The sequence below is a fragment of the Streptomyces sp. adm13(2018) genome (genome assembly GCF_008042145.1).
In the GTDB taxonomy this organism is placed as follows: domain Bacteria; phylum Actinomycetota; class Actinomycetes; order Streptomycetales; family Streptomycetaceae; genus Streptomyces.
Map to the genome: position 1 here is coordinate 375,787 of NZ_RDBH01000114.1, position 23,995 is coordinate 399,781.

Sequence of the window (23,995 nt, forward strand, 5' to 3'; positions counted from 1 at the left end):
GTACAGCAAGGGCATGCGGCAGCGCGTGAAGATGGCGTCGGCCCTGGTGCACGACCCGTCCGTGCTGCTCCTCGACGAGCCGTTCAACGGCATGGACCCGCGCCAGCGCATGCAGCTGATGGACCTGCTGCGGCAGATGGGCGCGGACGGCCGCACGGTGCTGTTCTCCTCGCACATCCTGGAGGAGGTCGAACAGCTCGCCTCCCAGTTCTCCTCGCACATCCTGGAGGAGGTCGAACAGCTCGCCTCCCACATCGAGGTGATCGTGGCCGGCCGCCACGCGGCCTCCGGCGACTTCCGCAGGATCCGCCGGCTGATGACGGACCGCCCGTACCGCTTCCGTGTCCCGCCCTACTCCTCGCCCGCCAGCTTCAGCCTGCGGAGCTTGAACCCGGCGAACCAGGTCGCCGCGATCGTGACCGCGGAGAGGAGCACGACCGCCGTGGTGAGGCTGACCTCCGAGGTGACCAGGCCGTCCCCGGTGACCTTCTCGGCCAGGGCGAGCGCCCACTGCTGGACGCTCAGGGTCCGCGCGCCCTCGATCAGGGAGCCGAACAGGGCCTCCCACACCAGGGCGTAGACCAGGCCGATGACCACGGCGTGCCGGCTGATCGTGCCGAGCAGCAGGAACAGCGCGCTGTAGGCGATGGAGGCGACGAGCGCCGCCACCGTGTACGCCACGGCCACCTGCTGGCCGTTGCCGTTGAGGATGAAGCCGGCGAGGAACGTCGGCACCGCCGAGAAGACCATCGTCACCGCGATCGCGACGATCAGCTTGGTGAAGATGATCGAGGGCCGCTTCACCGGCTTGGACAGCAGGTAGACGATCGAGCCGTCGTCGATCTCCGGCCCGATCGCGCCCGTACCGGCGATCACGCCGATCAGCGGGACCATCGTGGCCAGTGCGAAGCCGCCGAGGACATCGGCCGCGACCTGGTCGTCCGCGCCGTTGAGGGCGCGCACCGCCGCGGAGATCAGCAGCAGCATGGCGGGCAGCAGGAACAGAATCAGGGCCCGGCGGCGGCCGAGGAGGGCCCGGTAGGTGAGCCGGGCGACTGTGGGGTTGTACATCGGTCAGGCTCCTTTCAGGCCGCGACGAGGTACGAGAAGACCGATTCGAGGGACTCGTCCGAGGGCGAGACCGTCAGCAGACGGATCCCGCGCTCGCGCGCGACCTTCGGCAGCAGCCCGGTGAACCGCCCGAAGTCCACGGCCTGGATGCGCAGTCCGCCCTCCACGTGGTCGACCTCGATGCCGGCCGTGGACGGGTCGGCGATCAGCGCCGCGGCGAGCGCCCGGTCGTCGCTGGAGCGGACCAGGTAGCGGTGCGGGCGGTCCGTCATCAGCCGGCGGATCCTGCGGAAGTCGCCGGAGGCCGCGTGGCGGCCGGCCACGATCACCTCGATGTGGGAGGCGAGCTGTTCGACCTCCTCCAGGATGTGCGAGGAGAACAGCACCGTGCGGCCGTCCGCGCCCATCTGCCGCAGCAGGTCCATCAGCTGCATGCGCTGGCGCGGGTCCATGCCGTTGAACGGCTCGTCGAGGAGCAGCACGGACGGGTCGTGCACCAGGGCCGACGCCATCTTCACGCGCTGCCGCATGCCCTTGCTGTACGTGGAGATCTTGCGGTCCTGCGCGTGCTCCATCTCGACCGTGGCCAGGGCCCGCTGGGCCTCCGTGGCACCGAGGCCCTGGAGTTCGGCGTTGGCCACGACGAACTCGCGGCCGGTGAGGAAGTCGTACATCGCCTCGCGCTCGGGCACGACACCGATCTCGCGGTAGACCGACTCGTTCCCCCAGATCGTCTGCCCGTCGAGGGTGACGCTGCCGGTGGAGGGGTCGAGGAAGCCGCCCATCATGTTGATCAGGGTGGACTTTCCCGCGCCGTTCGGCCCGAGGAGGCCGGTGACACCCGGGCCCACCGTCATCGTGACGTCGTTCACGGCCACGACGTTCCCGAACCAGCGGGAGACGTGGTCGATGGTGAGGATGCTCATGGGCGCGGCCCATTCCTTAGAGGGGTGGTGGCGGGCGACGGGAGGGCTGTCACAGCCCCACCTTTCGGTAGCGGCGCATCAGGATGCCGTACGAGCCGGCGACGAGCGCGAGGACGACCAGCAGATAGACCACGCCGATACCGGCGCCCGGTCCCTCGCCGCCCGGGAAGGAGGAGGGCGCGCCGAGGAAGGCGGTCTGCACGCCGTCGATGAGCGTGATCGGGGAGAAGAGGCCGAGCCAGGAGATGGCGCCCGTGTTGTCCGTGCCGTACGCGATGCCCTGGAGCGTCGAGACCGCTCCGTACGAGATCGTGAGCAGGCCGATCACGGCGGCGACGCCGAAGCCGCGGCGCGGGGTGAGCGCCGCCATGACCAGCCCGACGCCGCCGAAGAGCAGCGAGAGCAGGGCCACGGAGACCAGTCCCTGGCCGAACATCTGCGTCTGCGTCCCGAAGTCCATCTTGGCCAGCAGCGAGCCGATCCAGAGGATGAGCAGGGGGATCGCGGTCAGCAGGAACAGCGCCGAGGCCATCGCGCCGAACTTGGCGAGCACGTAGTCCGCGCGCTCGATCGGCCGGGAGAAGTACAGCGGCACGGTCCTGAACCGGAGGTCGCGGGAGACCGACTGCGGTGCCTGCGAGGCCAGGTAGATGCCGATGACGACCTGGAGGAAGATCGCGTACTGCGTGTACTCGATCGACAGCTTGGACTGCTTGGTGACGACCGCGACCGCGACGATGATCAGCGCGGGCACGCACATCACGCCGAAGAGCAGCATCGGCAGCACCTTGGACTTGGCGCTGCGGCCCAGCCCGTACGCGCCGCGCAGGGACTGCGAGAACAGCGACCTCCGCGCGTACGCCCGGCCGAGGCGCGGGCCGTCGTAGGAGCGGTAGCCGATGTTGTGGATACGGGTCGTGTCGGGAGCGGCCTGGGGGGCGGGGGTGCTCATCGGGCCGGCACCTCCTCGTGCTGGGGCGCCTCGGGGCGGAAGACCTCGGCGATGTGGTGGCGGCGCTGCTCCATGCGGACGAGCCCGAGGCCGAGGTCGGCGACGGTGTCCCGCACGAGGTCGTACGTCTCCTCGCCCGGGGCCTCCAGGAGGAGGATGTGCCCGGCACCGGGCAGGCCCTCCTCCACGCCCTCGTGGAGGGTGACACCGGCGGCGGTGAGGGCCGCCCGGAGGGCCGCCGTGCCGTCGGTGTGGGTGTCGGAGTCGGTCACCTCGACGGCGAGCGTCGTGGTCTTCCGGGTGAAGTCGCTGGTGGAACTGGAGCGCAGGAGCCGGCCGCCGTCGATGACGACGACGTGGTCGCAGGTCCGCTCCAGCTCGCCGAGCAGGTGCGAGGTGACCAGGACCGAGATGCCGAAGTCGGTCCAGACCCGGCGGATCAGCCCCAGCATCTCGTCCCGGCCGACCGGGTCCAGGCCGTTGGTCGGCTCGTCCAGGAGGACCAGCTTCGGGTCGTGGACCAGGGCCTGGGCGAGCTTCACGCGCTGCTTCATGCCCGTCGAGTAGCCGCCCATCGGGCGGTACCGCTCCTCGTACAGGCCGACGTGCCGCAGGGTGTCGGCGGTCCGCTCCCGGGCGGCGGTCGCGGGCAGCCCGGACATCCGCGCCATGTGGACGACGAACTCGGTGGCCGAGACGTCCGGCGGCAGACAGTCGTGCTCGGGCATGTAGCCCACGCGCTCGCGGATCTCGGCGCCCGACGTGCGGACGTCCATCCCGAGGACGTGGGCGGTGCCCTCCGTGGCGGGGGCGAGCCCGAGCAGGATCTTGATCATGGTGGACTTGCCGGCTCCGTTGGCACCCACGAGTCCGGTCACACCGGGCCCGATGTCCAGGGAGAGCCGGTCAAGAGCGGTCACCCGGGGGTACCGCTTGCTGAGGCTTTCGGTCGCGATCACAGTCACGCCTCCGACGGTAGTGGCCTGCGCCACAGGGATCGTCAGCCCAACGGCTCGATCCTTGTCCGACCAGAGGACTACAAACCAGTAGGGGAGCTCGCGACGAAAGTCTTTCCGCGCGGCCTTTCTCCGTTTCTGCGGGGGCTTCCTCCGCAGGTCGGCGTCTTCCCCTGGCGCCCTGGGCGGCTCCTGGCGGCGCGGTGGGGCGACCGGTTCTCCACAGGGCGCCGTCAGACCCCTTGACGCAGCCGCCGAGCATTGTCACATTCATCGGTGTCAAGTTACGGACGCGTAGCGCAGTCGGGCGCTCACACGGGACGGCGGGTGGCATGGCCTCACCAGTGACAGGCGAACTCTCCGCGGAGCTGCGGGGGTTCAGAGAAGTGCAGCGGCTCTCCTACGCGTGCGCGGAGGCCGTCGCGGCTCAGCTCAAGCCGGGCGTCACCGAGCGCGAGGCCGCCCGGATGCAGCGCGAGTGGCTGTACGAGCGGGGGGTGCGGGACTGGTTCCACCGGCCGTTCGCCTGGTTCGGGGACCGCACCGCCTTCACCGACTTCAGGATCCCGCTGCAGTTCTTCCCGACGAACCGGCGCCTGGAGCCGGGGATGCCGTTCATCCTCGACATGGCCCCGGTGTTCAAGGGGTTCACGGCCGACATCGGCTACAGCGGCTGCCTCGGCCTCGACCCGCTGCACGACAAGCTGCTCGCCGATCTCCGGGAGCACCGCGAGCTGATCCTGCGCGAGGTGCGCGAGCGCCGCACGCTCCGCGAGATCTACCAGGACGTCGACCGCCTCATGGTCCGCCAGGGGTACGCGAACCGGCACCGGGCCTACCCCTTCGGCGTCATCGCCCACAAGATCGACCGGGTGAAGGAGCGCCGCTGGTCGCCGACCGTCTTCGGCTTCGGCACCCAGGCGCTCAAGGGCCTCGCGAGCGACGCCCTGCACGGCCACCGGGACGGCTGGTCGCCGCTCTGGTCGCCGTACACCTTCTCCGACCACCCTCCGCAGCCGGGCCTGTGGGCGGTCGAGCCGCACCTCGGATTCCGGGGTACGGGCGCGAAGTTCGAGGAGATCCTGGTCGTCACCGACTCCGAGGATCCCGAGCAGAGCGCGTTCTGGCTGGACGACGATCTGCCGCACGTGCGGCGCTGGAACGAGGGAGCGGTCTGATGGCGGGGCTGAACGGAGCGCGGGAGCGCTGGGTCCGTACGGGCGGGATAGAACTGTGCGTCGCCGAGCTCGGCGAGGCGGGCAGGCCCACCGTGCTGCTCGTGCACGGCTACCCGGACTCCAAGGAGGTGTGGTCGGAGGTCGCCGGCCGGCTCGCCGAGGACTTCCACGTCGTCCTCTACGACATCCGCGGCCACGGCCGCTCGACGGCCCCGGCGCCGCTGCGCGGCGGCTTCACCCTGGAGAAGCTGACGGACGACTTCCTCGCGGTCGCCGACGCCGTCAGCCCCGACCGGCCGGTCCACCTCGTCGGCCACGACTGGGGCTCGGTGCAGTCCTGGGAGTTCGTGACCGTCCCGCGCACCGAGGGCCGGATCGCCTCCTTCACCTCGATGTCGGGGCCCTCCCTCGACCACTTCGGGCACTGGATCAAGCGGCGGATGAGCCGGCCCACCCCGCGCCGGATCGGTCAGCTCCTCGGCCAGGGGGCCAAGTCCTGGTACGTGTACATGCTGCACACCCCCGTCCTGCCGGAGCTCGCCTGGCGCGGCCCGCTCGGCAAGCGCTGGCCGCGGATCCTGGAGCGCGTCGAGAAGGTCCCGGCCGGCGACTACCCGACCCCGTCGCTGCCGAGCGACGCGGCACACGGCGCCTGGCTCTACCGGGACAACATCCGGTCCCGCCTCGCCCGGCCGCGCCCCGACGCGTACGCGCACGCGCCCGTACAGCTGATCACCCCGACCGGCGACGCCTTCCTCTCCGAGCGGCTCTACGACGACCTGGGCGACTGGGTGCCGGACCTGACCCGGCGCACGCTGCCCGCGAAGCACTGGGTGCCCCGCACCCGGCCCGACCAGCTGTCCGCCTGGATCGGCGACTTCGTCCGGGCCCACGAGGACCCGGCGACCCGGGCTCCCGCGCCCGGCGCGGCGACGGCGGCGCGGAGCGGGGTGAAGCCGGCGTACGCGGAGCGGTTCGGCGGGCAGCTGGTCCTGGTGACCGGCGCCGCCAGCGGCATCGGACGCGCCACCGCCTTCGCCTTCGCGGAGGCCGGGGCCCGCGTCGTGGCCGTCGACCGGGACACCGAGGGCGCGGTCCGCACGGCCGAGATGGCCCGGCTGATCGGGGCCCCCGAGGCCTGGGGCGAGACCGTCGACGTCGCCGACGAGCAGGCCATGGAGAAGCTCGCCGCCAAGGTGGCGAGCGAGTACGGAGTCGTCGACGTCCTCGTCAACAACGCGGGGATCGGGCTCACCGGGTCCTTCTTCGACACGACCGCCGAGGAGTGGAAGCGGGTCCTCGACGTCAACCTGTGGGGCGTGATCCACGGATCCCGGGTCTTCGGCGCGCAGATGACGGCCCGCGGCCAGGGCGGCCACATCGTCAACACCGCGTCCGCCGCCGCGTTCCAGCCCTCCCGGGCCCTGCCGGCGTACAGCACCTCGAAGGCCGCGGTGCTGATGCTGAGCGAGTGCCTGCGCGCCGAACTGGCCGAGCAGGGCATCGGGGTCTCCGCGATATGCCCCGGCATCGTCAACACCAACATCACGGCCACGGCGCGGTTCGCGGGCGTCACCGACGAGGCGGAGGAGAAGCGGCGTCAGGGGAAGGCCTCCCGGCTGTACGGGCTGCGCAACTTCCCGCCGGAGAAGGTCGCGGACGCGATCCTGGCGGCGGTCCTGCACAACCGCGCGGTCGTCCCGGTGACCCCCGAGGCGCGGGGCGCGCACCTCCTGTCGCGGCTCAGCCCCGGCGCCCTGCGGGCCTTCGCGCGGTGGCAGCCGCCGGCGTAGCGGACGGACCGCGCGGGGTCCCTCGCCACGCGGCGGTCGTACGATCGGTGGCCTGCACAGGGGCCCCGCGGCGGTGGGGCGGAGCGAGCGGTCGGTGGGAGCGGGTTTGTCCGAGCAGTCAGCACAGCCGGAGTACCGGATCGAGGATCTCGCCCACCACAGCGGGGCCACGGTCCGCACGATCCGCGCCTACCAGGACCGCGGGCTGCTGCCCCGCCCGGAGCGGCGGGGTCGGTCGAACGTGTACGGGGACGCGCACCTCGCGCGGCTCCGGCAGATCGCCGACCTCCTCGACCGGGGCTACACCCTGGCCTCGATCAAGGAGCTCCTGGAGGCCTGGGACACGGGTCGTGGGCTCGGCGGGGTGCTCGGCCTCGTCGCCGAGGTGCACGGTCCGTGGACGGACGAGCAGGCCGACCGGATCTCCCGGGCCGAGCTGGAGGCCCGCTTCGGGGGCACCCCCGACGAGGCGGCCGTCCTGGAGGCCGTCGAGCTCGGCGTACTGGAGCCGCTGCCGGGCCGGGAGACGGAGGAGTACCTCGTACCGAGCCCCCAGGAGCTGGCCGTGGCAGCCGAGTTGTACGCGTCGGGCGTGCCGCTCGGCGCAATCACCGGGCATCTGCGGGAACTTAGGGGCCAGGTGGAGCACATAGCGTCCCGCTTCCTGGAGTTCACCACCGAGCACGTCTTCGCCCGCTATCTGGAGCACCGGCCGCCGACGGACGCGGACGCGCACGAGGCGGCGACGATGGTCCGCCGTCTCCGGCCGCTGGCCCAGCAGACGGTGGACGCCGAACTGGCGCGGGCCATGCGGCTCTTGGCCACCCGGCACCTCCAGCTCCATCTGTCGCCGGACGCGCCGCCGGCGCGGGACGACGAGCCGCGGCCGGTCGCGCTACCGGCCGCGACGGTGCGGGCCGTTCAGGATCTCGTCGGCCCGGAGGGGGTCGCCGCCTTCGTCACGGCCGCAGCCGAACGCGAGGTACACAAGCGGACATTGGACTATCTTGCCTCAAGTCGCCACATCAATGGATGATTTTACCAATTCACCTGAAATCACAGCTGCGTTGTCCACAGAATTGCCAACTACCCTGTGGATAACTCGCTTTGGCTGTGGATCAAACCTGTGTACCAAAATCAATGGATCGGCGATCGGCACTCCGTCATCCTGACGGAATGACCCGAGACCAACCCCGAGACCCGTCCCGGGAGCAACCCCGGCCCCAGCCACCGGACGAGCGCCGCACGGTGCGCATCTCGAAGTACCTGTCGAAGCATCTGCGCCACCAGCCCGAGCGCATCGGCCTCGTCCTGGACCCGCAGGGCTGGACCGAGATCGACACCCTGCTCGCCGCCCTCGCCCGGAACGGCCTGCCGATCACCCGCGCCGAACTCGACCACGTCGTCGCGACCAACGACAAGAAGCGCTTCGCCGTCGAGGGCACCCGCATCCGCGCCAGCCAGGGCCACACCGTCGAGGTGGACCTCGACCTGCCGCCGGCGGAACCGCCCGCGTACCTCTACCACGGTACGGTCGCCGCCGTGCTCCCCGCGATCCGGACGGAGGGGCTGCGCCCCATGGCCCGCCACCATGTGCACCTCTCCCCCGACCGGGAGACCGCGACCCGGGTCGGCGCCCGCCGCGGCCGGCCGGTCGTGATCCCCGTCGACGCCGGCGCCATGCACCGGGCCGGACACGTCTTCCGCGTCAGTGCCAACGGGGTCTGGCTCGCGGACACCGTCCCGCCGGAGTTCCTCCGTCTCCCCGACTGAGCCCGGCCGCTTACTCGCCGGCCCCCCCGGCCCACTGGCCCGCCGGGTCCCGACGGCGCTGAGGCATGATCGTTCCCATGGCCCACCCGCATCTGCCCAGCACCGAAGCAGCCGTCGTCGCAATCCGCGAGCTCGCCCGGGAGTTCCACCTGGAGATGACGGTGACCGACGACATCGGCGCCGACCGGACGTCCCGCCGCACGTCCGCGGACGCGTTCGCCGTCCTCGACGACGACGGCTCGCTCCCGCACGAGGCCTACGTCGAACTCGGCGGCTCGCCCGCCGTCACGGTCCAGATCTTCCCCGAGGACGACGCCCGGATCATCGTCGAGGGCATCGAGTTCGCGGACGTCCCCCGCGACGCCGTGCCCGCCTTCGTCCGCGCCGTCCACGGCGGCCTCGCCCATGTGAAGGGGCGCTTCTTCCCGCCCGGCTGGTGGCTCGTCGTCCCGCTGCCGGGCGACGAGACGTACAAGGAACTCGTCCCGGGCGCCTCCCTCACCCCCTGGATGAACCGCAACGTCCGCTGATCCGCCCGCGCGTATCGTGGCGGTCATGCGCTTGAGTACGGTGATCCTCCCCATCCACCGATGGAGCGAGGGGCAGAAGACCTGGCAGCGGGCCGAAGACCTCGGCTTCCACGCCGCCTACACCTACGACCACCTGTCCTGGCGGACCTTCCGTGACGGCCCGTGGTTCGGGGCGCTGCCCACCCTCACGGCAGCAGCCGCGGCCACCACCCGGATCCGCCTCGGCACCCTGGTGACCTCGCCGAACTTCCGCCATCCGGTGACGCTCGCCAAGGAGCTGATCACGCTCGACGACGTCTCCGGCGGACGCGTCACGCTCGGCATCGGCGCGGGCGGCAACGGCTTCGACGCCACCGTGCTGGGGCAGGAGCCGTGGACGCCGAAGGAGCGCGCCGACCGCTTCGCCGAGTTCGTGCCGCTGCTCGACCGGCTCCTCACCGAGGACGCGGTCACCCATCGGGGCACCTTCTACTCGGCGGACGAGGCCCGGAACATCCCCGGCTGCGTCCAGCGCCCGCGGCTGCCGTTCGCGGTCGCGGCGACCGGTCCCCGCGGCCTGAGGCTGGCGGCCCGCCACGGCCAGGCGTGGGTGACCACGGGCGACCCGAAGATCTACGAGACCGGCACCCCCGAAGAGTCGGTGGCGGCGCTGCGCGGCCAGCTCGAGAGGCTCGGCAAGGCCTGCGCCGAGACCGGACGCGAGGTGGCCGAGCTCGACAAGGTCCTGCTGACGGGCTTCACCCCGGATCGCGGCCGGCCGCTGGAGTCCGTCGACGCGTTCGTGGACTTCGCGGGGCGCCACCGCGAGCTCGGCTTCACCGAACTCGTGCTCCACTGGCCCATCCCGGACTCGGACTTCGCCGCCGACCAGCGGGTGTTCGAGCGGATCGCCGCGGAGGCGCCCGCCCAGCTGGGCTGACGGTACGGTGCCGGCGCCGGGGCCCGGATCAGGCGATCCGCCGGGCGTGGCCCCGCCACAGCGCCAGCAGGACGGGGGAGCCGACCGGTTCCGGTCCCGCCGCGCAGACGTCGGCATGACCGACCCGGCATCTGTCGGACGGCGCGGCGGACCCGGACCGGACCACGGTCCCGTCCCCCACGAGCTGCCAGCGGCTGCCGGCCGGAACGGCGGCGGACGCCAGTTCACCGGGCTCGATCATGATCCAGCGGCCCTGCGCCGTCCGGTACCAGACACCCCGGCCCCCGCACCGCCGACAGGCGGAGATGGCCGGCCCCACGGCACGCGGCGCGGAACCCCCGGAACGCGGCTCCGGCACCGACCCTCCGGAGCGGGGATCCCACGGCGACCCCCCGGACCGGGGATCCGACACCGACCCTCCGGACCGGGGCTCCGGTACGGCGAAGGCCAGGCGCGGGGTGTCCCTCATCGCTTCGTCGCACCAGGCGTCCCGGACGGCGCCGCCGTCCCGCACCGCGAACGACGCGGCATCGACCAGACCCGCGAGGACATCGCCGACCAGCACCGGGTCCCGTACCGGCCGCGCCGCGCCCCGCCCCTCGCACCCGGGGCAGAGGGCCATGCCGAGACTCGGGACCCACGTCCCGTACGGCACGCCGCAGGAGTCGCACTCGTCGTTTCTCCGGCCCGAGCCCATGCTCCGCCCCCCTCGAGACGTCATCAGCTCCCTGGGATCTTCCCCGTCAGCCCGAAAACGAACGGACGTTTACGGCCACGTCGGGGCGTAAGCCGGCGGCAGCCGGGGACGGCCCGTCGCGCGAAACCGGCCACTCATATGTGCGGCTCCCCGCACGCCCGTGCGTTCGGTGCGGAAGAATGGTGCGGTGACCTCTCCCCGATCCCCGCGCACGCCCGCCCCGACGGTCCGGCTGATCGCCACCGATCTCGACGGCACGCTGCTGCGCGACGACAAGACCCTGTCCGAGCGCACGATCGCCGCCCTCGCCGCCGCCGAGCGGGCCGGGATCGAGGTCTTCTTCGTCACCGGCCGCCCGGCCCGCTGGATGGACGTCGTCAGCGACCACGTCCACGGCCACGGCCTCGCGATCTGCGCCAACGGCGCCGCCGTGGTCGACCTGCACTCCGGAGGCACCTTCCTGGAGGTGCACCCGCTGGAGCGGCAGGCCGCCCTGGACGTCGTCACAGCCGTGCGCGCCGCGGCGCCCGGCACCTCCTTCGCGGTCGAGCTCACCACCGGGATCCACTACGAACCGCACTACCCGCCGTTCCACCTCGACCCCGGGGCGAGCGTCGCCACCGCCGAGAAGCTCCTCTTCGAGGAGACGCCCGGGGCCGCGGCCCCCGTCCTCAAGCTGCTCGCCAAGCACCCGGACCTCGACCCCGACGTGTTCCTGACCCTGGCCCGGGAGGCCGCCGGGCACCGGGCCTCCTTCACCCGCTCGGGCCCCACCGCCCTCATCGAGATCAGCGGCCTCGGTGTCTCCAAGGCCTCCACCCTGGCCTTCTGCTGCGCCGAGCGGGGCATCACCGCCGACGAGGTCGCCGCCTTCGGCGACATGCCCAACGACATCGAGATGCTGAGCTGGGCGGGCCGCTCGTACGCGATGGGCCAGTCCCACCCCGACGTGATCGCCGCCGCCTCCGGCCGTACGGTCGGCAACAACGAGGACGGGGTCGCCGTCGTCATCGAGCAACTGGTCTCGGACGCGCTGCGCGCCGCCGGAACGGCGACACCGCGGGGCTGAGAGGGAACCCCGCGGCACCGGGGCTGAAGCGGGATCACGCGGCACCACGCGGCTGGGGGGATTCCGCGGCACCACAGGGCTGGGGGATCCGCGACACCGCGGGGCTGAGGCGGACCCCGCCCCTACAGCGGCGCCTCCCACACCACCGTCGTCCCGCCGCCGTCCTCCCCGATGCCGGGGCCGCACCAGCTCGCCCCGCCCAGCGACTCGGCCCGCCGCGCCAGATTGCGCAGTCCGCTGCGGCGCCCGCCCGCCGGGAGCCCGATGCCGTCGTCGGCGACCTCCAGCCGCACCCCGGCGGAACCGTCGGGCAGGGTCACCCCGGCATCGACGACCACCTCGATCCGGCTCGCCTCCGCGTGCCGGAAGGCGTTGGACAGCGCCTCGCGCAGGGCGGCGATGAGGTTCTTGCCGGTGAGCTCGCCGACCGTCGCGTCGATCGCGCCGAGGAAGCGGTGCGCGGGCTTGAAGCCGAGCGGCACGGCCGCCATGTTGATCTCCCGCAGGACCCGGGTCCGCAGCCCCGACGGGGCCTCCGCGGGGCCCTGCTGGAGCGCGAAGATCGCCGTACGGATCTCCTGGATGGTCACGTCCAGCTCGTCCACGGCCTTGCCGACGCCCTCGCGCACCGCCGGCACGATCGAACGGCGCTGGGCGCTCTCCAGCATCATGCCGGTGGCGAAGAGCCGCTGGATGACGAGATCGTGCAGATCACGCGCGATCCGGTCGCGGTCCTCGTACACCGCGAGGCGCTCCCGGTCCCGCTGGGCGTCGGCCATCATCAGGGCCAGCGCCGCCTGCGAGGCGAACTGGGTGGCCAGCGTCCGCTCCGTCTCGGTGAACGGGCGCCCGCCCCGCAGCCGGGGCGTGGCGAGCGCGCCCAGCACCCGCCCGCCGCTCTGCAGCGGCAGCATCATGCTGGGGCCGTACGAGGAGGTCAGCCGGCTGATCATGCGGGGGTCGGCGGAGGCGTCCGCCACGAAGACCGCCTCCCCCTCCAGGAGCCGCTGCACCACGGCGCTCTCCGGCGGGATCACCACGCCGAGCGACTTCACGGGCCGGGGCGAGGAGACGGCGACGACCTCCAGGCCGCCGTCCTCGGAGGGCAACAGCACGATCCCCGCGTCGGCGTCGGCAAGACGGCGGGCCTGCTCGGCGACGACGGTGAGGGCGTCGTCCGCGTCGCCGCCGGAGAGCAGCGCGGTGGTGACGGCCACGGAGCCGTCGATCCACCGCTCGCGCTGGCGGGCGGCCTCGTACAGACGCGCGTTGCCGATGGCGATGCCCGCCTCGGTGGCGAGCACCCGGACCATGTGGACGTCGTAGTCGTTGAAGTCGTCGCCCCCGCGCTTCTCGGCGAGGTACAGATTGCCGAAGATCTCGCCCTGGACCCGGATGGGCACCCCGAGGAAGCTTCGCATCGGCGGATGTCCGGGCGGGAAGCCCGCGGCGCGCGGATCGGCGGAGAGGTCGGCGAGGCGGATCGTCTGCGGGTCGCGGATGAGCGCGCCGAGCAGCCCGGCGTGCCCGTCGGGCCGGCGCCCGATCCGGCGGGCCACCTCCTCGTCGACGCCGAAGGTGACGAAGTCGGAGAGGCCCTTGCCCTCCTCGTCGACGACGCCGATGGCGGCGTAGCGGGCGTCGGCGAGTTCGGCGGCGGTCTCGCAGATGCGGTCCAGGGTGGAGTGCAGTTCGAGCCCCGTGCCCACCGAGCGCATGGCTTCGAGGAGCTGCGGAACGCGGGCGGTGAGCTCCGTGGACAGCCCCTGGAGGCTGCGGGTGGCCTGGGTGGCGGCTTCCAGGGGGTCCGGGGCGTCGGACGCTGCGGCGGTCATGGGCTTGAGCCTAGTTAGTCCTATTTGGCGAGAAAAGTCAGGCGGCGCCCGGGGTCAGGGCACGAGCGGTTCCCGGTCGCCGCCGAGGGTCGCCGCCGCGCCCGCGCCGACGGCCAGCAGATCGGTCTCCCGCTCCTGTTCCAGCATCCGGCGCAGCGGTCCGTCGGCCTCGGCGAGCTCCGCGTATGGGCCGCGCTGCACGGTTCTGCCCCCGTCGAGGACGAGGACCTCGTCGACCGCGTCGAGTCCGTGGAGCCGGTGGGTGATGAGGACGGTCGTCCGGCCTTCGGTGGCCCGGAGCAGATCGTCGGTGAGCGCGTCGGCGGTGGCCAGGTCCAGGTGCTCGGCCGGTTCGTCGAGGACGAGGACGGGGAAGTCGGCGAGCAGCGCGCGGGCCAGGGCCAGGCGCTGGCGCTGTCCGCCGGAGAGCCGGGAGCCGTGTTCGCCCACGAGGGTGTCGAGCCCCTGCGGCAGTCCGTCGACCCAGTCGAGCAGCCGGGCCCGGCCCAGTGCCTCGCGGAGTTCCCCGTCGCTCGCGCCGGTCCGGGCGAGCCGCAGGTTCTCCCGGACGGAGCTGTCGAAGAGGTGGGCGTCCTGGGCGCAGAGGCCGACGAGCCGCCGGACCGCGTCGCCGTCGAGTTCCCAGGCGGGCACCCCGCCCAGCCGGTACGTGCCGGACTCCACGTCCAGGAACCGCAGCAGCACCTGGGCGAGGGTGGTCTTGCCGGAGCCCGAGGCCCCGACGACGGCGACCCGGCGGCCGGCCTCCAGGGTGAGCCGGAAGCCGGCGAGCGCCTCCCTGTCCTGACCGGCGTGCCGGGCGGAGAGCCCGGAGAGCTCCAGCGGGAAGGGACTCGCCGGGGGAGTCTCGGGCCGGGCCGGCTCGTGGACGGGGACGGGCGCGTCGAGCACCTCGAAGACCCGCTCGGCGCTGTGCCTGACCCGCTGGCGGTACTGGACGGCGAGCGGCAGGCCGGTGACGGCCTCGAAGGCGGCGAGCGGGGTGAGGACGACCACGGCGAGGGCGACCCCGGCGAGCCGTCCGTCCGCCACGGCCTGGACGCCGACGGCCGCGGCGGCCGCGACCGTCGCGCCGCAGACCAGGGCGGAGAGTCCGGCGCCGAGTGCGGCGGCCGCGGCCTGCCGGGAGGCGATGCCGGTGAGGGTGCGGTCGGCGGCCCGCGTCCGTTCGATCCTGTTCCGCAGCGCGCCGGCCACGGTCAGCTCGGCGCAGCCGCGCAGCAGGTCGGCCACAGCGGTCGCGAGGGCGCCGCGGGCGGGGGCCAGCCGGCGTTCGGCACGGCGGGCCAGCGTTCCGCTGACCGTCGGCACGAGGACGCCCGCGACGAGCAGGCCCACGGCGAGGACGGCGCCGGCCTCGGGGAGCAGCCAGGCGGTGAACCCGACGGAGGCGATTCCCACGAGGAGCGCGGCTCCGGCCGGCAGCAGCCAGCGGAGCCAGTAGTCCTGGAGCGCGTCGACGTCCTGGACGAGCCGGGAGAGCAGGTCGCCGCGGCGGGTGCGGCGCAGCCCGGCGGGCGCGATCCGCTCCAGCCGCCGGAAGACGGAGACCCGGAGTTCGGCCAGCATCCGCAGGACGGCGTCGTGCGAGACGAGCCGCTCGGCGTACCGGAAGACGGCCCGGCCGATGCCGAAGGCGCGCGTGGCCGTGACGGCCATCATCAGATAGAGCACGGGCGGCTGTTCGGAGGCACGCGAGATGAGCCATCCGGACACGGCCATGAGTCCCACGGCGGAGCCGAGCGCCAGGCTTCCGAGGAGCAGGGCGAGCCCCATTCGTCCCCTGAGTTCCCCGGCCATCGTCCGCACCCGCGCGAGGACCGACGTCCCGGTGGCGGGGGAGGGCTCCGCGAGTCCCTCTGGGCGGGACGCCGTGTCGAGGTCGGTCCCGGCCGCCCCGCCGTCCCGGACCGCCGCCTCCGCCCGCTCCGGGCGCCCGACGTCCGACGCCGCACTGCCGGGCGCGTCGCCGCCGGACGCGGCGCCGCCGACCGTCACCACCCGGTCCGCGACCGCGAGCAGTGCCGGCCGATGGGCGACCAGCAGCACCGTCCGCCCCGCCGCAAGCCGGCGGACCGCGTCGACGATCCCCGCCTCCGTCTCGCCGTCCAGCGCCGCCGTCGGTTCGTCGAGCAGCAGCACCGGCCGGTCGGCGAGGAAGCCCCGCGCCAGCGCCAGCCGCTGCCGCTGGCCCGCCGAGAGTCCGGCGCCGTCCTCCCCGAGCGGGGTGTCGAGTCCCCGCGGCAGCTCCGCCACGAACCCGTCCGCCCCGGCGTCCCGCAGTGCGTCGCGTACGGCCTCGTCCGAGGCGTCCGGGCGGGCGAGGCGTACGTTCTCGGCGATCGTCCCGGCGAAGAGGTGGGGCCGCTGCGGCACCCAGGCGATCCGCGACCGCCAGGCCTCCGGGTCCAGCGAGGCGAGGGGTTCGCCGCCGACCCGTACGGAACCGCCGTCCTCCGGCACGGCGAAGCCGAGGACGACGTCGAGGAGGGTCGACTTCCCGGCCCCGCTCGGCCCGACCAGGGCCACCGTCTCCCCCGGCTCGACCGTCAGGTGCATCGCGTCCAGCGAGGGCTCGGCGCGCCCGGCGTGGCGCACCGTCACGTCCCGCAGCTCCAGCCGTACGGACGGCGGTGCCGGACGGTCGCCCCCGTCCCGTACCGGCTCCTCCAGGACGTCGAAGATCTCCTCCGCCGCGGCGAGCCCTTCCGCCGCCGCGTGGAACTGCGCGCCGACCTGCCGCAGCGGCAGATACGCCTCGGGCGCCAGGATCAGGATGACGAGACCGGTGTACAGGTCCAGTTCGCCGTGGACGAGCCGCATGCCGATGGTCACGGCGACGAGCGCGACGGACAGCGTCGCGAGGAGTTCCAGGGCGAAGGAGGAGAGGAAGGCGATCCGCAGGGTGCGCATGGTCGCCCGGCGGTACTCCGAGGTGATCGCGCGGATCGACTCGGCCTGGGCCTTCGCCCGGCCGAAGATCTTGAGGGTGGGCAGCCCGGCCACCACGTCCAGGAAGTGCCCGGAGAGCCGGGAGAGCAGCTTCCACTGCCGGTCCATCCGCGCCTGGGTGTACCAGCCGATGAGGATCATGAAGACCGGGATGAGCGGCAGGGTGACCACGATGATCGCAGCCGACACCCAGTCCTCGGTGACGATCCGGGCCAGCACGGCCACGGGGACCACGACCGCGAGCCCGAGCTGGGGCAGATAGCGGGCGAAGTAGTCGTCGAGGGCGTCGACTCCGCGCGTGGCGAGGGCGATGAGCGAGCCGGTCCGCCGGCCACTCAGCCAGCCCGGTCCGAGGGCGGCGGCGCGGGCGAGGAGCCGGCCGCGGAGTTCGGACTTGACCGCCGCGCTCGCCCGGTGGGCGGCGAGCTCGGTCAGCCAGGAGACCAGCCCCCGTGCCGCCGCGATGCCCACGAGCAGCAGCAGGGGGGTGGTCAGGGTGGAAACCGACTGGCCCTTCTGGAAGGACCCCACCACGATCTCGGCGATGAGCATCGCCTGGGCGATGACCAGCACCGCCCCGACCAGGCCGAGGCCGACGACCGCGATCAGGAAGAGACGGGTGGCCCTGGCGTACCGGAGCAGGCGCGGATCGATCGGTTTCACGTGAAACATGCTCCCTGGAGAGGGCCGGCTAGTGGGTCCCGGCGATGTGCTGCGTACCGATCCGCTTGCGGAACACCCAGTAGGTCCAGCTCTGGTAGAGCAGCACCAGCGGGGTCGCGATCGCCGCACACCAGGTCATGATCTTGAGCGTGTACGGGCTCGACGACGCGTTCGTCACGGTAAGACTCCACTCCGGGTCGAGTGAAGACGGCATGACGTCCGGGAAGAGTGCGAGGAAGAGCATCGCCACGGCGGCGGTGATGGTGACGCCGGAGAGGGCGAACGACCAGCCCTCGCGCCCCGCCTTGATCGCAACGATCGCCCCGACCAGGGCCACCACGGCGACGAGCATCGCCGCGAGGCTCCAGCCGTCGCCCGTGTCGAGCTGGGTCCAGAGCAGGAAGCCGACCGCGGCCACCGCCGTGACCAGGCCCAGCTTGAGCGCGAGCGCCCGTGCCCGGGTCCGGATGTCGCCGACGGTCTTGAGGGAGACGAAGACCGCGCCGTGGAAGGTGAAGAGGGTGAGCGTGACCAGGCCGCCGAGGAGCGCGTACGGGTTGAGCAGTTCCCAGAAGCTCCCGACGAACTCCATGTCCGCGTCGATCTTCACACCGCGGACGATGTTGGCGAAGGCCACGCCCCAGAGGAACGCGGGGATGAGCGAGGTCCAGAAGATGGCCTGCTCCCAGTTGCGCTGCCACTTCTCCTCGGGCCGCTTCGCCCGGTACTCGAAAGCGACGCCCCGGACGATCAGACAGACCAGGATGATCAGCAGGGGCAGGTAGAAGCCGGAGAAGAGCGTCGCGTACCACTCGGGGAACGCGGCGAAGGTCGCGCCGCCCGCGGTGAGCAGCCACACCTCGTTGCCGTCCCAGACGGGTCCGATGGTGTTGATGAGGACCCGCTTCTCGGGCCGGTCGCGGGCGAGCAGCTTGGTGAGGATGCCGACCCCGAAGTCGAAGCCTTCGAGGAAGAAGTAGCCGATCCAGAGGACGGCGATGAGTACGAACCAGACGTCGTGGAGTTCCATGCCTCGATCTCCTGAGCCTCAGTACGAGAAGGCCATGGGGCGGTCGGGGTCACGAAGGTCCCCGCCGATCTTGGTGGGCGGGTTGAGGTCGTCGTCGGTGAGCTCCGGCGGGCCGGCCTTGATGTACTTCACGAGGAGCTTGACCTCGATCACGGCGAGCACGGCGTAGAGCGCGGTGAAGACGATCATCGAGGTGAGCACCTCGGCCGTGGTGGTGCCGGGGGAGACCGCGTCCCGGGTCCGCAGCACGCCGTAGACGACCCAGGGCTGGCGGCCCATCTCGGTGAAGATCCAGCCCCACGAGTTGGCGATCAGCGGGAACGCCATGGTCCAGAGGGCCACGATCCAGTACCACCTGCCCAGGCGGGGGCTGAGCGCCTTCCGCTTGAACAGGACCAGGTTCGGCACTTCGTCCTCACCGGTCCTCAGTCCCGGTGCCAGCATGAACTTCTTGCGGGTCAGCCAGAGGCCGATCATCCCGATGGTCAGCGAGGCCATGCCGAAGCCGATCATCCAGCGGAAGCCCCAGTAGGCGACCGGGATGTTGGGCCGGTAGTCGCCGGGGCCGAACTTCTCCTGCTCGGCCTTGTTGATGTCGTTGATGCCCGGAACGTACGAGCTGAAGTCGTCGTTCGCCAGGAACGAGAGCAGGCCCGGGATCTCGATGGCCACCTTGTTGTGGCCCTTGTCGACATCGCCGTACGCGAAGATCGAGAACGGAGCGGGCGCCTCGCCGTCCCAGAGGGCCTCGGCGGCGGCCATCTTCATGGGCTGCTGCTTGAACATGACCTTGCCGAGCAGGTCACCGCTGATGGCGGTGCCGAGGCCGGCGATGATCAGGGTGATCAGGCCGAGCCGGAGCGAGGTCCGCATCACCGGGATGTGCTTCTTGCGCGCCAGGTGGAAGGCGGCGATGCCGACCATGAAGGCGCCGCCGACCAGGAAGGCCGCGGTCATGGTGTGGAAGAACTGGGTGAGCGCGGTGTTCTGGGTGAGCACCTGCCAGAAGTCGGTGAGCTCGGCCCGACCCCGCTCCTCGTTGATCCGGTAGCCCACCGGGTGCTGCATCCAGGAGTTGGCCGCGAGGATGAAGTACGCGGAGAGGATCGTGCCGATCGACACCATCCAGATGCAGGCGAGGTGGATGCGCTTGGGGAGCTTGTCCCAGCCGAAGATCCACAGACCGATGAAGGTCGACTCGAAGAAGAAGGCGATGAGCGCCTCGAAGGCCAGCGGCGCACCGAAGATGTCACCGACGAAGCGCGAGTAGTCGGACCAGTTCATGCCGAACTGGAACTCCTGCACGATGCCGGTGACCACGCCCATGGCGATGTTGATCAGGAAGAGCTTGCCCCAGAACTTGGTCGCCCTGAGGTACTTCTCGTTCTCCGTCCGGACCCATGCCGTCTGGAGACCGGCGGTGAGGGCGGCGAGGGAGATCGTCAGGGGGACGAAGAGGAAGTGGTAGACGGTGGTGATGCCGAACTGCCAGCGCGCCAAGGTCTCTGGCGCCAGAGCTAGGTCCACGTCGTTCTCTCCTTACATCGCCGTGATCATCGGCAGTTTGCCCCGTTGATCCCACCCATGACGGGACGAACCAGGACACGCTTGTGAACGCGTTCACATTCACAAGCATTATCACTCATACGAAATCCGTACCTGTATGCGGGGGCCCCTAGTGAAGGCCGACTCTTCCCAGAACCTTCAACATCTTGTTGAATCCGGGGCATGACCCTTCGGATACGCATCGTCTGGCCGGCCGGACACACCACGGCCACCCTTGAGGAGACCCCCACGAGCGCGGCGCTCGCGGGGGCTCTTCCGATCTCCTCCACCGCCCGGACCTGGGGCGAGGAGGTCTACTTCGACACCCCGGTCTCCGTGGCCGTCGAGGACGGCGCGCGCCAGGTCGTCGATCCCGGCACGGTCGCGTTCTGGACGGACGGCGACGCGCTCGCCCTGCCGTACGGCCCCACCCCGATCTCACGGGGCGACGAGTGCCGGCTCGCCAGCCCCTGCAACGTCCTCGGCGCGCTCGACGGCGACCCCCGGATCCTGGCGACCGTCCGCGACGGGGACCCGATCCGGGTGGAGCGCGCGGCCGACTGAGACCGGCGGGCGGGGAGTGCGGGGGCGCGCCCACGGGCGGGACCACGGGCGGAGGGCCGAGACCGTACGGCCGCCCGCCCGGTCACGCCCTGCCACCGAACCCGGACCGCCGGACCCGGACCGTACGGCCGCAGGACCCGTGCCGTACGGCCGCCGGACCCGGACCGTACGCCCGCAGACCACGGGCGGTCAGACCTCCTTGCGGAAGCCCTCCGCCGCCTTCAGGAACAGGTCGTTCGCCTCGCACTCGCCGATCGTGACGCGCACGCCCTCACCGGCGAACGGCCGCACCACGACCCCGTGGCGCTCGCACTCCGCCGCGAAGTCCAGGGTCTTCTCCCCGAGCCGCAGCCAGACGAAGTTCGCCTGGGTGTCCGCCACGGTCCAGCCCTGCTCCACGAGCCCCTTGGAGACCCGCTCGCGCTCGGCCACCAGGGAGCCGACCCGGCCGAGCAGTTCGTCCTCGGCCCGCAGCGAGGCCACCGCCGCGTCCTGCGCCAGCTGGCTCACGCCGAACGGCACCGCCGTCTTGCGCAGCGCCGCCGCCACCGGCTCGTGGGCGACCGCGAAGCCGACCCGCAGCCCCGCCAGGCCGTACGCCTTGGAGAAGGTCCGCAGCACGGCGACGTTCGGCCGGTCGCGGTAGAGCTCGATGCCGTCCGGGATGTCCGCGTCACGGACGAACTCGCGGTACGCCTCGTCGATCACGACCAGGACGTCGGAGGGCACCCGGTCGAGGAAGCGCTCCAGCTCGGCCCGGCGCACCGCGGTGCCCGTGGGGTTGTTGGGGTTGCAGACGAAGATCAGCCGAGTCCGGTCGGTGATCGCCTCGGCCATCGCGTCGAGGTCGTGCACCTCGCCCTCGGTCAGCGGGACCTGCACCGAGGTGGCACCGCTGATCTGCGTGATGATCGGGTACGCCTCGAAGGAGCGCCAGGCGTAGATGACCTCGTCGCCGGGGCCGGAGGTGGACTGGAGCAGCGACTGGGCGACGCCGACCGAGCCGGTGCCGGTGGCCAGGTGGGAGACCGGCACGCCGAAACGATCCGCCAGCTCCTCGGTCAGACCGGTGCACGCCATGTCCGGGTAGCGGTTGAAGTGCGCGGCGGCGGCCAGCGTGGACTCCATGACCCCGGGCAGCGGCGGGTACGGGTTCTCGTTGGAGGACAGCTTGAAGGCCACGGGCCCGCCCGCGGCCGCCGGCCTGCCCGGCTTGTAGGTGGGGACGCCGTCCAGCTCGGCGCGCAGCTTCGGGCCCGTGCTCGTGCCGCTGGTCCCGCTGGTCTCGCTCACTCTGTGGCCTCCTCGACCGTCCGTACCGCCAATGCTCCTCACCTTAAGAGGATTCCCCGCCGCTGCGAATGGGCTGTGGACAACAGGAGGGACACACTGCGCGGCGCGCCCCCTCGGCCCGGGATCGTGACGGCGGGCGCCGCGGAGCCCGCCCCCTGCGCGCCACCCGCAGCGCACCCCGCGGAGCCGCCCCACGCGCGGGCTCCGCGGCGCCCGCCGTCACGATCCCGGGCCGAGGGGGCGCGCGACCGGGTGGCGCGCGCTGGTGGCGGGCGCCGTGGCGCGCATCCCCCGTAGAGGTGAGTTGAGACCTCTTCGAGACCTCGCCCCCACGCCAGGCCTACGCCGTTCGGCAACCCCAGGTCCCATGGTGAAGGCCCTAACTACCTTGGATTCCTTGCCTCTTGGCGCCTTCTGGCCATGCAGAAACGTGCCTGTCAACGCCTGCATATGCGACCGGCCCAACCGCCCCTCGTCGCCCTACTATCGGCTCGCCATGACAGCAGCAGGGAAGCACCAGGTGAGCCGGGCACAGACCCGGGGAAGCCGGCAGGGCCGAGCGGGCATCCGGGACGTTGCCGCCGCCGGGGTCTCCATCACGACTGTCTCCGACGCGCTCAACGGCAAGGGCCGACTCCCCGACGCCACCCGCCGGCACGTGCGCGAGGTCGCCGACCGGCTGGGCTACCGCCCGTCCGCGGCGGCCCGCACGCTCCGGACGGGGAAGTCGGGACTCATCGGCCTGACCGTGACCACGTACGGGGATGAACCTTTCACCTTCACCGAATTCGCGTACTTCGCGGAGATGGCCAGAGCAGCCACGTCGGCGGCGCTCGCACGGGGCTACGCCCTGGTCATCCTCCCCGCGACCTCCCGCCATGACGTCTGGTCGAACGTCGCCCTCGACGGCACCGTCGTCATCGACCCCTCCGACCACGACCCGGTCGTGACCGAACTGGTCCGGCAGGGCCTGCCCGTCGTCTCGGACGGACGCCCCGCCGGCACCCTCCCGGTCACCGCCTGGGTCGACAACGACCACGAAGCCGCCGTCCTCGATCTGCTCGACCACCTCGCCGACGCCGGCGCCCGCCGCATCGGCCTCCTCACCGGAACCACCACCGACACCTACACCCGCCTGTCCACCACCGCGTACCTCAACTGGTGCGAGCGGGTCGGCCAGGACCCCGTCTACGAGGCCTATCCGGCGCACGACCCGTGCGCGGGCGCCGTCGCGGCCGACCGGCTGCTCGCCCGCCCGGACCGGCCCGACGCCGTCTACGGCCTCTTCGACCCCAACGGCACCGACCTCCTCGCGGCCGCGCGCCGCTACGGGCTGCGCGTCCCGGACGACCTGCTGCTGGTCTGCTGCAGCGAGTCGACCGTCTACGCCACCACCGAACCGCCCATCACGACGCTCTCGCTCAAACCGCGCCGGATCGGCACGGCCGTCGTCCAGCTCCTCATCGACGCCATCGAGGGGATCGACGCCGACGGCCCGGTCGAACGGGTGATACCGACCGAACTCATCGTCCGCACGTCCTCGCAGCGCCGTTCACCGCGCACCACCGTCAGCCCTCCGCGGTCGCCCGAGAAGGACTGACACGCCGCCAACCGGCGCCGACGCGTCCGCCGTCCCCCTCCCTGCCCGTGGGCGGGGGCGGCGAAACCAGCCACCGAACCGGCCCAACCCCCCTACTCGACCTTCTCAATTCGGGCGAAACAACCGGTGAACCCGGAGTGGACCCGGATTCGCCACCCCTGGTGCGTCACACAGGAGGACCCTCATTCCTATGATGGGCGCACGACATCGTGGACCGCCCCGACCAGGCCGGTCCGCGCTGTGCAGGGCATCGCGACGGTGGTGGAGGGGTCCATGACTCAGGGGGCCGGGCAGGAGCCCGTGGCGCGCACGGCGACATTGCGCGACTTCCGCGTACCGCCGTACGCCCGCGTGCCCGTACAGGGCCACGCCGCCGACCCGACGACCACGGAGCCGCTGCCGGTGCAGACATCCGCCGAGCCCGCTCTCCCGGAGCACGCACCCGTGACCGTCCAGCCGGCCGCATCCGCACCGTCGGCGCAGGCGCCCTCGGCGGCTCCGTGGTCGTCGGGTCGGCGGCGTGGCCCTGTACGGGCACGCGGGCGTACGGCGGTACGCGGAAGTCGCGCAATGTCGCCGTGCGCGCCACGGGCTCCTGCCCGGCCCCCTGAGTCATGGACCCCTCCAC

Annotated in this window: 19 protein-coding genes and 2 pseudogenes; 11 read left to right on the plus strand and 10 right to left on the minus strand. The window is 72.1% G+C overall.

What is annotated here, in order from left to right; all coding sequences use genetic code 11:
* Positions 1-31 precede the first annotated feature (31 nt).
* Positions 32-130 (plus strand): annotated as a pseudogene (locus EAO70_RS40355) (ABC transporter ATP-binding protein); the annotation flags it as partial.
* A gap of 221 nt (positions 131-351) precedes the next feature.
* Here EAO70_RS40355 and EAO70_RS14035 read toward each other — a convergent pair.
* From EAO70_RS14035 to EAO70_RS14050, 4 genes are read right to left on the minus strand one after another with little or no spacing between them, the layout of a single operon-like run.
* On the minus strand, positions 352-1,071 hold the full coding sequence (locus EAO70_RS14035) for an ABC transporter permease (protein WP_148003299.1): 720 nt from the start codon (positions 1,069-1,071) through the stop codon (positions 352-354).
* Between the two features lie 14 nt (positions 1,072-1,085).
* A complete protein-coding gene (locus EAO70_RS14040; RefSeq protein ID WP_148003300.1) occupies positions 1,086-1,997 on the minus strand; it encodes an ABC transporter ATP-binding protein in 912 nt (303 codons plus the stop codon).
* Positions 1,998-2,046: 49 nt separating this feature from the next.
* The gene (locus EAO70_RS14045) at positions 2,047-2,949 is read right to left on the minus strand and encodes an ABC transporter permease (protein WP_148003301.1); all 903 of its coding nucleotides are present in this window, start codon (positions 2,947-2,949) and stop codon (positions 2,047-2,049) included.
* On the minus strand, positions 2,946-3,908 hold the full coding sequence (locus tag EAO70_RS14050; protein WP_148003480.1) for an ABC transporter ATP-binding protein: 963 nt from the start codon (positions 3,906-3,908) through the stop codon (positions 2,946-2,948). Before EAO70_RS14050 ends, EAO70_RS14045 begins: the two co-directional genes overlap by 4 nt.
* Before the next feature lie 329 nt (positions 3,909-4,237).
* Here EAO70_RS14050 and EAO70_RS14055 point away from each other — a divergent pair, with 329 nt between their 5' ends.
* The 6 genes from EAO70_RS14055 (at position 4,238) to EAO70_RS14080 (ending at position 10,098) form a co-directional block, all read left to right on the plus strand.
* Positions 4,238-5,083 carry a M24 family metallopeptidase gene (locus tag EAO70_RS14055; RefSeq protein WP_148003302.1) on the plus strand — a complete coding sequence of 282 codons (846 nt, stop codon included), beginning with the start codon at positions 4,238-4,240 and terminating at the stop codon, positions 5,081-5,083.
* A complete protein-coding gene (locus tag EAO70_RS14060) occupies positions 5,083-6,876 on the plus strand; it encodes an SDR family oxidoreductase (RefSeq protein WP_148003303.1) in 1,794 nt (597 codons plus the stop codon). Before EAO70_RS14055 ends, EAO70_RS14060 begins: the two co-directional genes overlap by 1 nt.
* Before the next feature lie 106 nt (positions 6,877-6,982).
* Complete coding sequence (locus tag EAO70_RS14065; RefSeq protein ID WP_148003304.1) at positions 6,983-7,912, plus strand: MerR family transcriptional regulator; 930 nt, start codon at positions 6,983-6,985, stop codon at positions 7,910-7,912.
* A gap of 140 nt (positions 7,913-8,052) precedes the next feature.
* A complete protein-coding gene (locus tag EAO70_RS14070; protein WP_261992852.1) occupies positions 8,053-8,649 on the plus strand; it encodes an RNA 2'-phosphotransferase in 597 nt (198 codons plus the stop codon).
* 77 nt (positions 8,650-8,726) lie between these two features.
* The gene (locus tag EAO70_RS14075; RefSeq protein ID WP_148003306.1) at positions 8,727-9,179 is read left to right on the plus strand and encodes a hypothetical protein; all 453 of its coding nucleotides are present in this window, start codon (positions 8,727-8,729) and stop codon (positions 9,177-9,179) included.
* 25 nt (positions 9,180-9,204) lie between these two features.
* Positions 9,205-10,098, plus strand: coding sequence for an LLM class flavin-dependent oxidoreductase (locus tag EAO70_RS14080; RefSeq protein ID WP_148003307.1), 894 nt, complete (start codon positions 9,205-9,207; stop codon positions 10,096-10,098).
* Positions 10,099-10,126: 28 nt separating this feature from the next.
* Here EAO70_RS14080 and EAO70_RS40020 read toward each other — a convergent pair whose 3' ends face one another.
* Positions 10,127-10,819 carry a DUF6083 domain-containing protein gene (locus EAO70_RS40020; protein WP_315986235.1) on the minus strand — a complete coding sequence of 231 codons (693 nt, stop codon included), beginning with the start codon at positions 10,817-10,819 and terminating at the stop codon, positions 10,127-10,129.
* A 163-nt stretch (positions 10,820-10,982) separates the two neighbouring features.
* Here EAO70_RS40020 and EAO70_RS14090 point away from each other — a divergent pair, with 163 nt between their 5' ends.
* A complete protein-coding gene (locus EAO70_RS14090) occupies positions 10,983-11,864 on the plus strand; it encodes a Cof-type HAD-IIB family hydrolase (RefSeq protein WP_148003308.1) in 882 nt (293 codons plus the stop codon).
* A 122-nt stretch (positions 11,865-11,986) separates the two neighbouring features.
* Here EAO70_RS14090 and EAO70_RS14095 read toward each other — a convergent pair whose 3' ends face one another.
* The 4 genes from EAO70_RS14095 to EAO70_RS14110 are packed head-to-tail and all read right to left on the minus strand — an operon-like array spanning position 11,987 to position 19,892.
* A complete protein-coding gene (locus tag EAO70_RS14095) occupies positions 11,987-13,699 on the minus strand; it encodes a GAF domain-containing sensor histidine kinase (RefSeq protein WP_148003309.1) in 1,713 nt (570 codons plus the stop codon).
* Positions 13,700-13,753: 54 nt separating this feature from the next.
* Complete coding sequence (gene cydD, locus EAO70_RS14100) at positions 13,754-17,344, minus strand: thiol reductant ABC exporter subunit CydD (RefSeq protein ID WP_187283878.1); 3,591 nt, start codon at positions 17,342-17,344, stop codon at positions 13,754-13,756.
* 19 nt (positions 17,345-17,363) lie between these two features.
* On the minus strand, positions 17,364-18,365 hold the full coding sequence (cydB, locus tag EAO70_RS14105; protein ID WP_148003311.1) for a cytochrome d ubiquinol oxidase subunit II: 1,002 nt from the start codon (positions 18,363-18,365) through the stop codon (positions 17,364-17,366).
* 18 nt (positions 18,366-18,383) lie between these two features.
* Entirely contained in the window at positions 18,384-19,892 is a 1,509-nt protein-coding gene (locus EAO70_RS14110) for a cytochrome ubiquinol oxidase subunit I (RefSeq protein ID WP_148003312.1), read from the minus strand.
* Positions 19,893-20,093: 201 nt separating this feature from the next.
* Between EAO70_RS14110 and EAO70_RS14115 the strand changes: the two genes are divergently transcribed.
* Positions 20,094-20,474, plus strand: coding sequence for a cyclophilin-like fold protein (locus EAO70_RS14115; protein WP_148003313.1), 381 nt, complete (start codon positions 20,094-20,096; stop codon positions 20,472-20,474).
* A gap of 189 nt (positions 20,475-20,663) precedes the next feature.
* On the opposite strand, the gene hisC is transcribed toward EAO70_RS14115, so the two are convergent.
* A complete protein-coding gene (hisC, locus tag EAO70_RS14120; protein WP_148003314.1) occupies positions 20,664-21,767 on the minus strand; it encodes a histidinol-phosphate transaminase in 1,104 nt (367 codons plus the stop codon).
* Positions 21,768-22,263: 496 nt separating this feature from the next.
* Here hisC and EAO70_RS14125 point away from each other — a divergent pair, with 496 nt between their 5' ends.
* A complete protein-coding gene (locus tag EAO70_RS14125; RefSeq protein ID WP_148003315.1) occupies positions 22,264-23,367 on the plus strand; it encodes a LacI family DNA-binding transcriptional regulator in 1,104 nt (367 codons plus the stop codon).
* A gap of 273 nt (positions 23,368-23,640) precedes the next feature.
* Positions 23,641-23,995 (plus strand): annotated as a pseudogene (locus EAO70_RS39165) (serine/threonine protein phosphatase); the annotation flags it as partial.

Excerpts from the sequence above, each read along its gene's own strand:
- EAO70_RS14115 (WP_148003313.1), top strand. The coding sequence starts at position 20,094 with ATGACCCTTCGGATACGCATCGTCTGGCCGGCCGGACACACCACGGCC.
- EAO70_RS14080 (WP_148003307.1), top strand. The coding sequence starts at position 9,205 with ATGCGCTTGAGTACGGTGATCCTCCCCATCCACCGATGGAGCGAGGGG.
- EAO70_RS14070 (WP_261992852.1), top strand. The coding sequence starts at position 8,053 with ATGACCCGAGACCAACCCCGAGACCCGTCCCGGGAGCAACCCCGGCCC.
- EAO70_RS14040 (WP_148003300.1), bottom strand. The coding sequence starts at position 1,997 with ATGAGCATCCTCACCATCGACCACGTCTCCCGCTGGTTCGGGAACGTC.
- cydD (WP_187283878.1), bottom strand. The coding sequence starts at position 17,344 with ATGTTTCACGTGAAACCGATCGATCCGCGCCTGCTCCGGTACGCCAGG.
- EAO70_RS14125 (WP_148003315.1), top strand. The coding sequence starts at position 22,264 with ATGACAGCAGCAGGGAAGCACCAGGTGAGCCGGGCACAGACCCGGGGA.
- EAO70_RS14060 (WP_148003303.1), top strand. The coding sequence starts at position 5,083 with ATGGCGGGGCTGAACGGAGCGCGGGAGCGCTGGGTCCGTACGGGCGGG.
- EAO70_RS14035 (WP_148003299.1), bottom strand. The coding sequence starts at position 1,071 with ATGTACAACCCCACAGTCGCCCGGCTCACCTACCGGGCCCTCCTCGGC.
- EAO70_RS14075 (WP_148003306.1), top strand. The coding sequence starts at position 8,727 with ATGGCCCACCCGCATCTGCCCAGCACCGAAGCAGCCGTCGTCGCAATC.
- EAO70_RS14055 (WP_148003302.1), top strand. The coding sequence starts at position 4,238 with ATGGCCTCACCAGTGACAGGCGAACTCTCCGCGGAGCTGCGGGGGTTC.
- EAO70_RS40020 (WP_315986235.1), bottom strand. The coding sequence starts at position 10,819 with ATGACGTCTCGAGGGGGGCGGAGCATGGGCTCGGGCCGGAGAAACGAC.
- EAO70_RS14045 (WP_148003301.1), bottom strand. The coding sequence starts at position 2,949 with ATGAGCACCCCCGCCCCCCAGGCCGCTCCCGACACGACCCGTATCCAC.
- EAO70_RS14095 (WP_148003309.1), bottom strand. The coding sequence starts at position 13,699 with ATGACCGCCGCAGCGTCCGACGCCCCGGACCCCCTGGAAGCCGCCACC.
- cydB (WP_148003311.1), bottom strand. The coding sequence starts at position 18,365 with ATGGAACTCCACGACGTCTGGTTCGTACTCATCGCCGTCCTCTGGATC.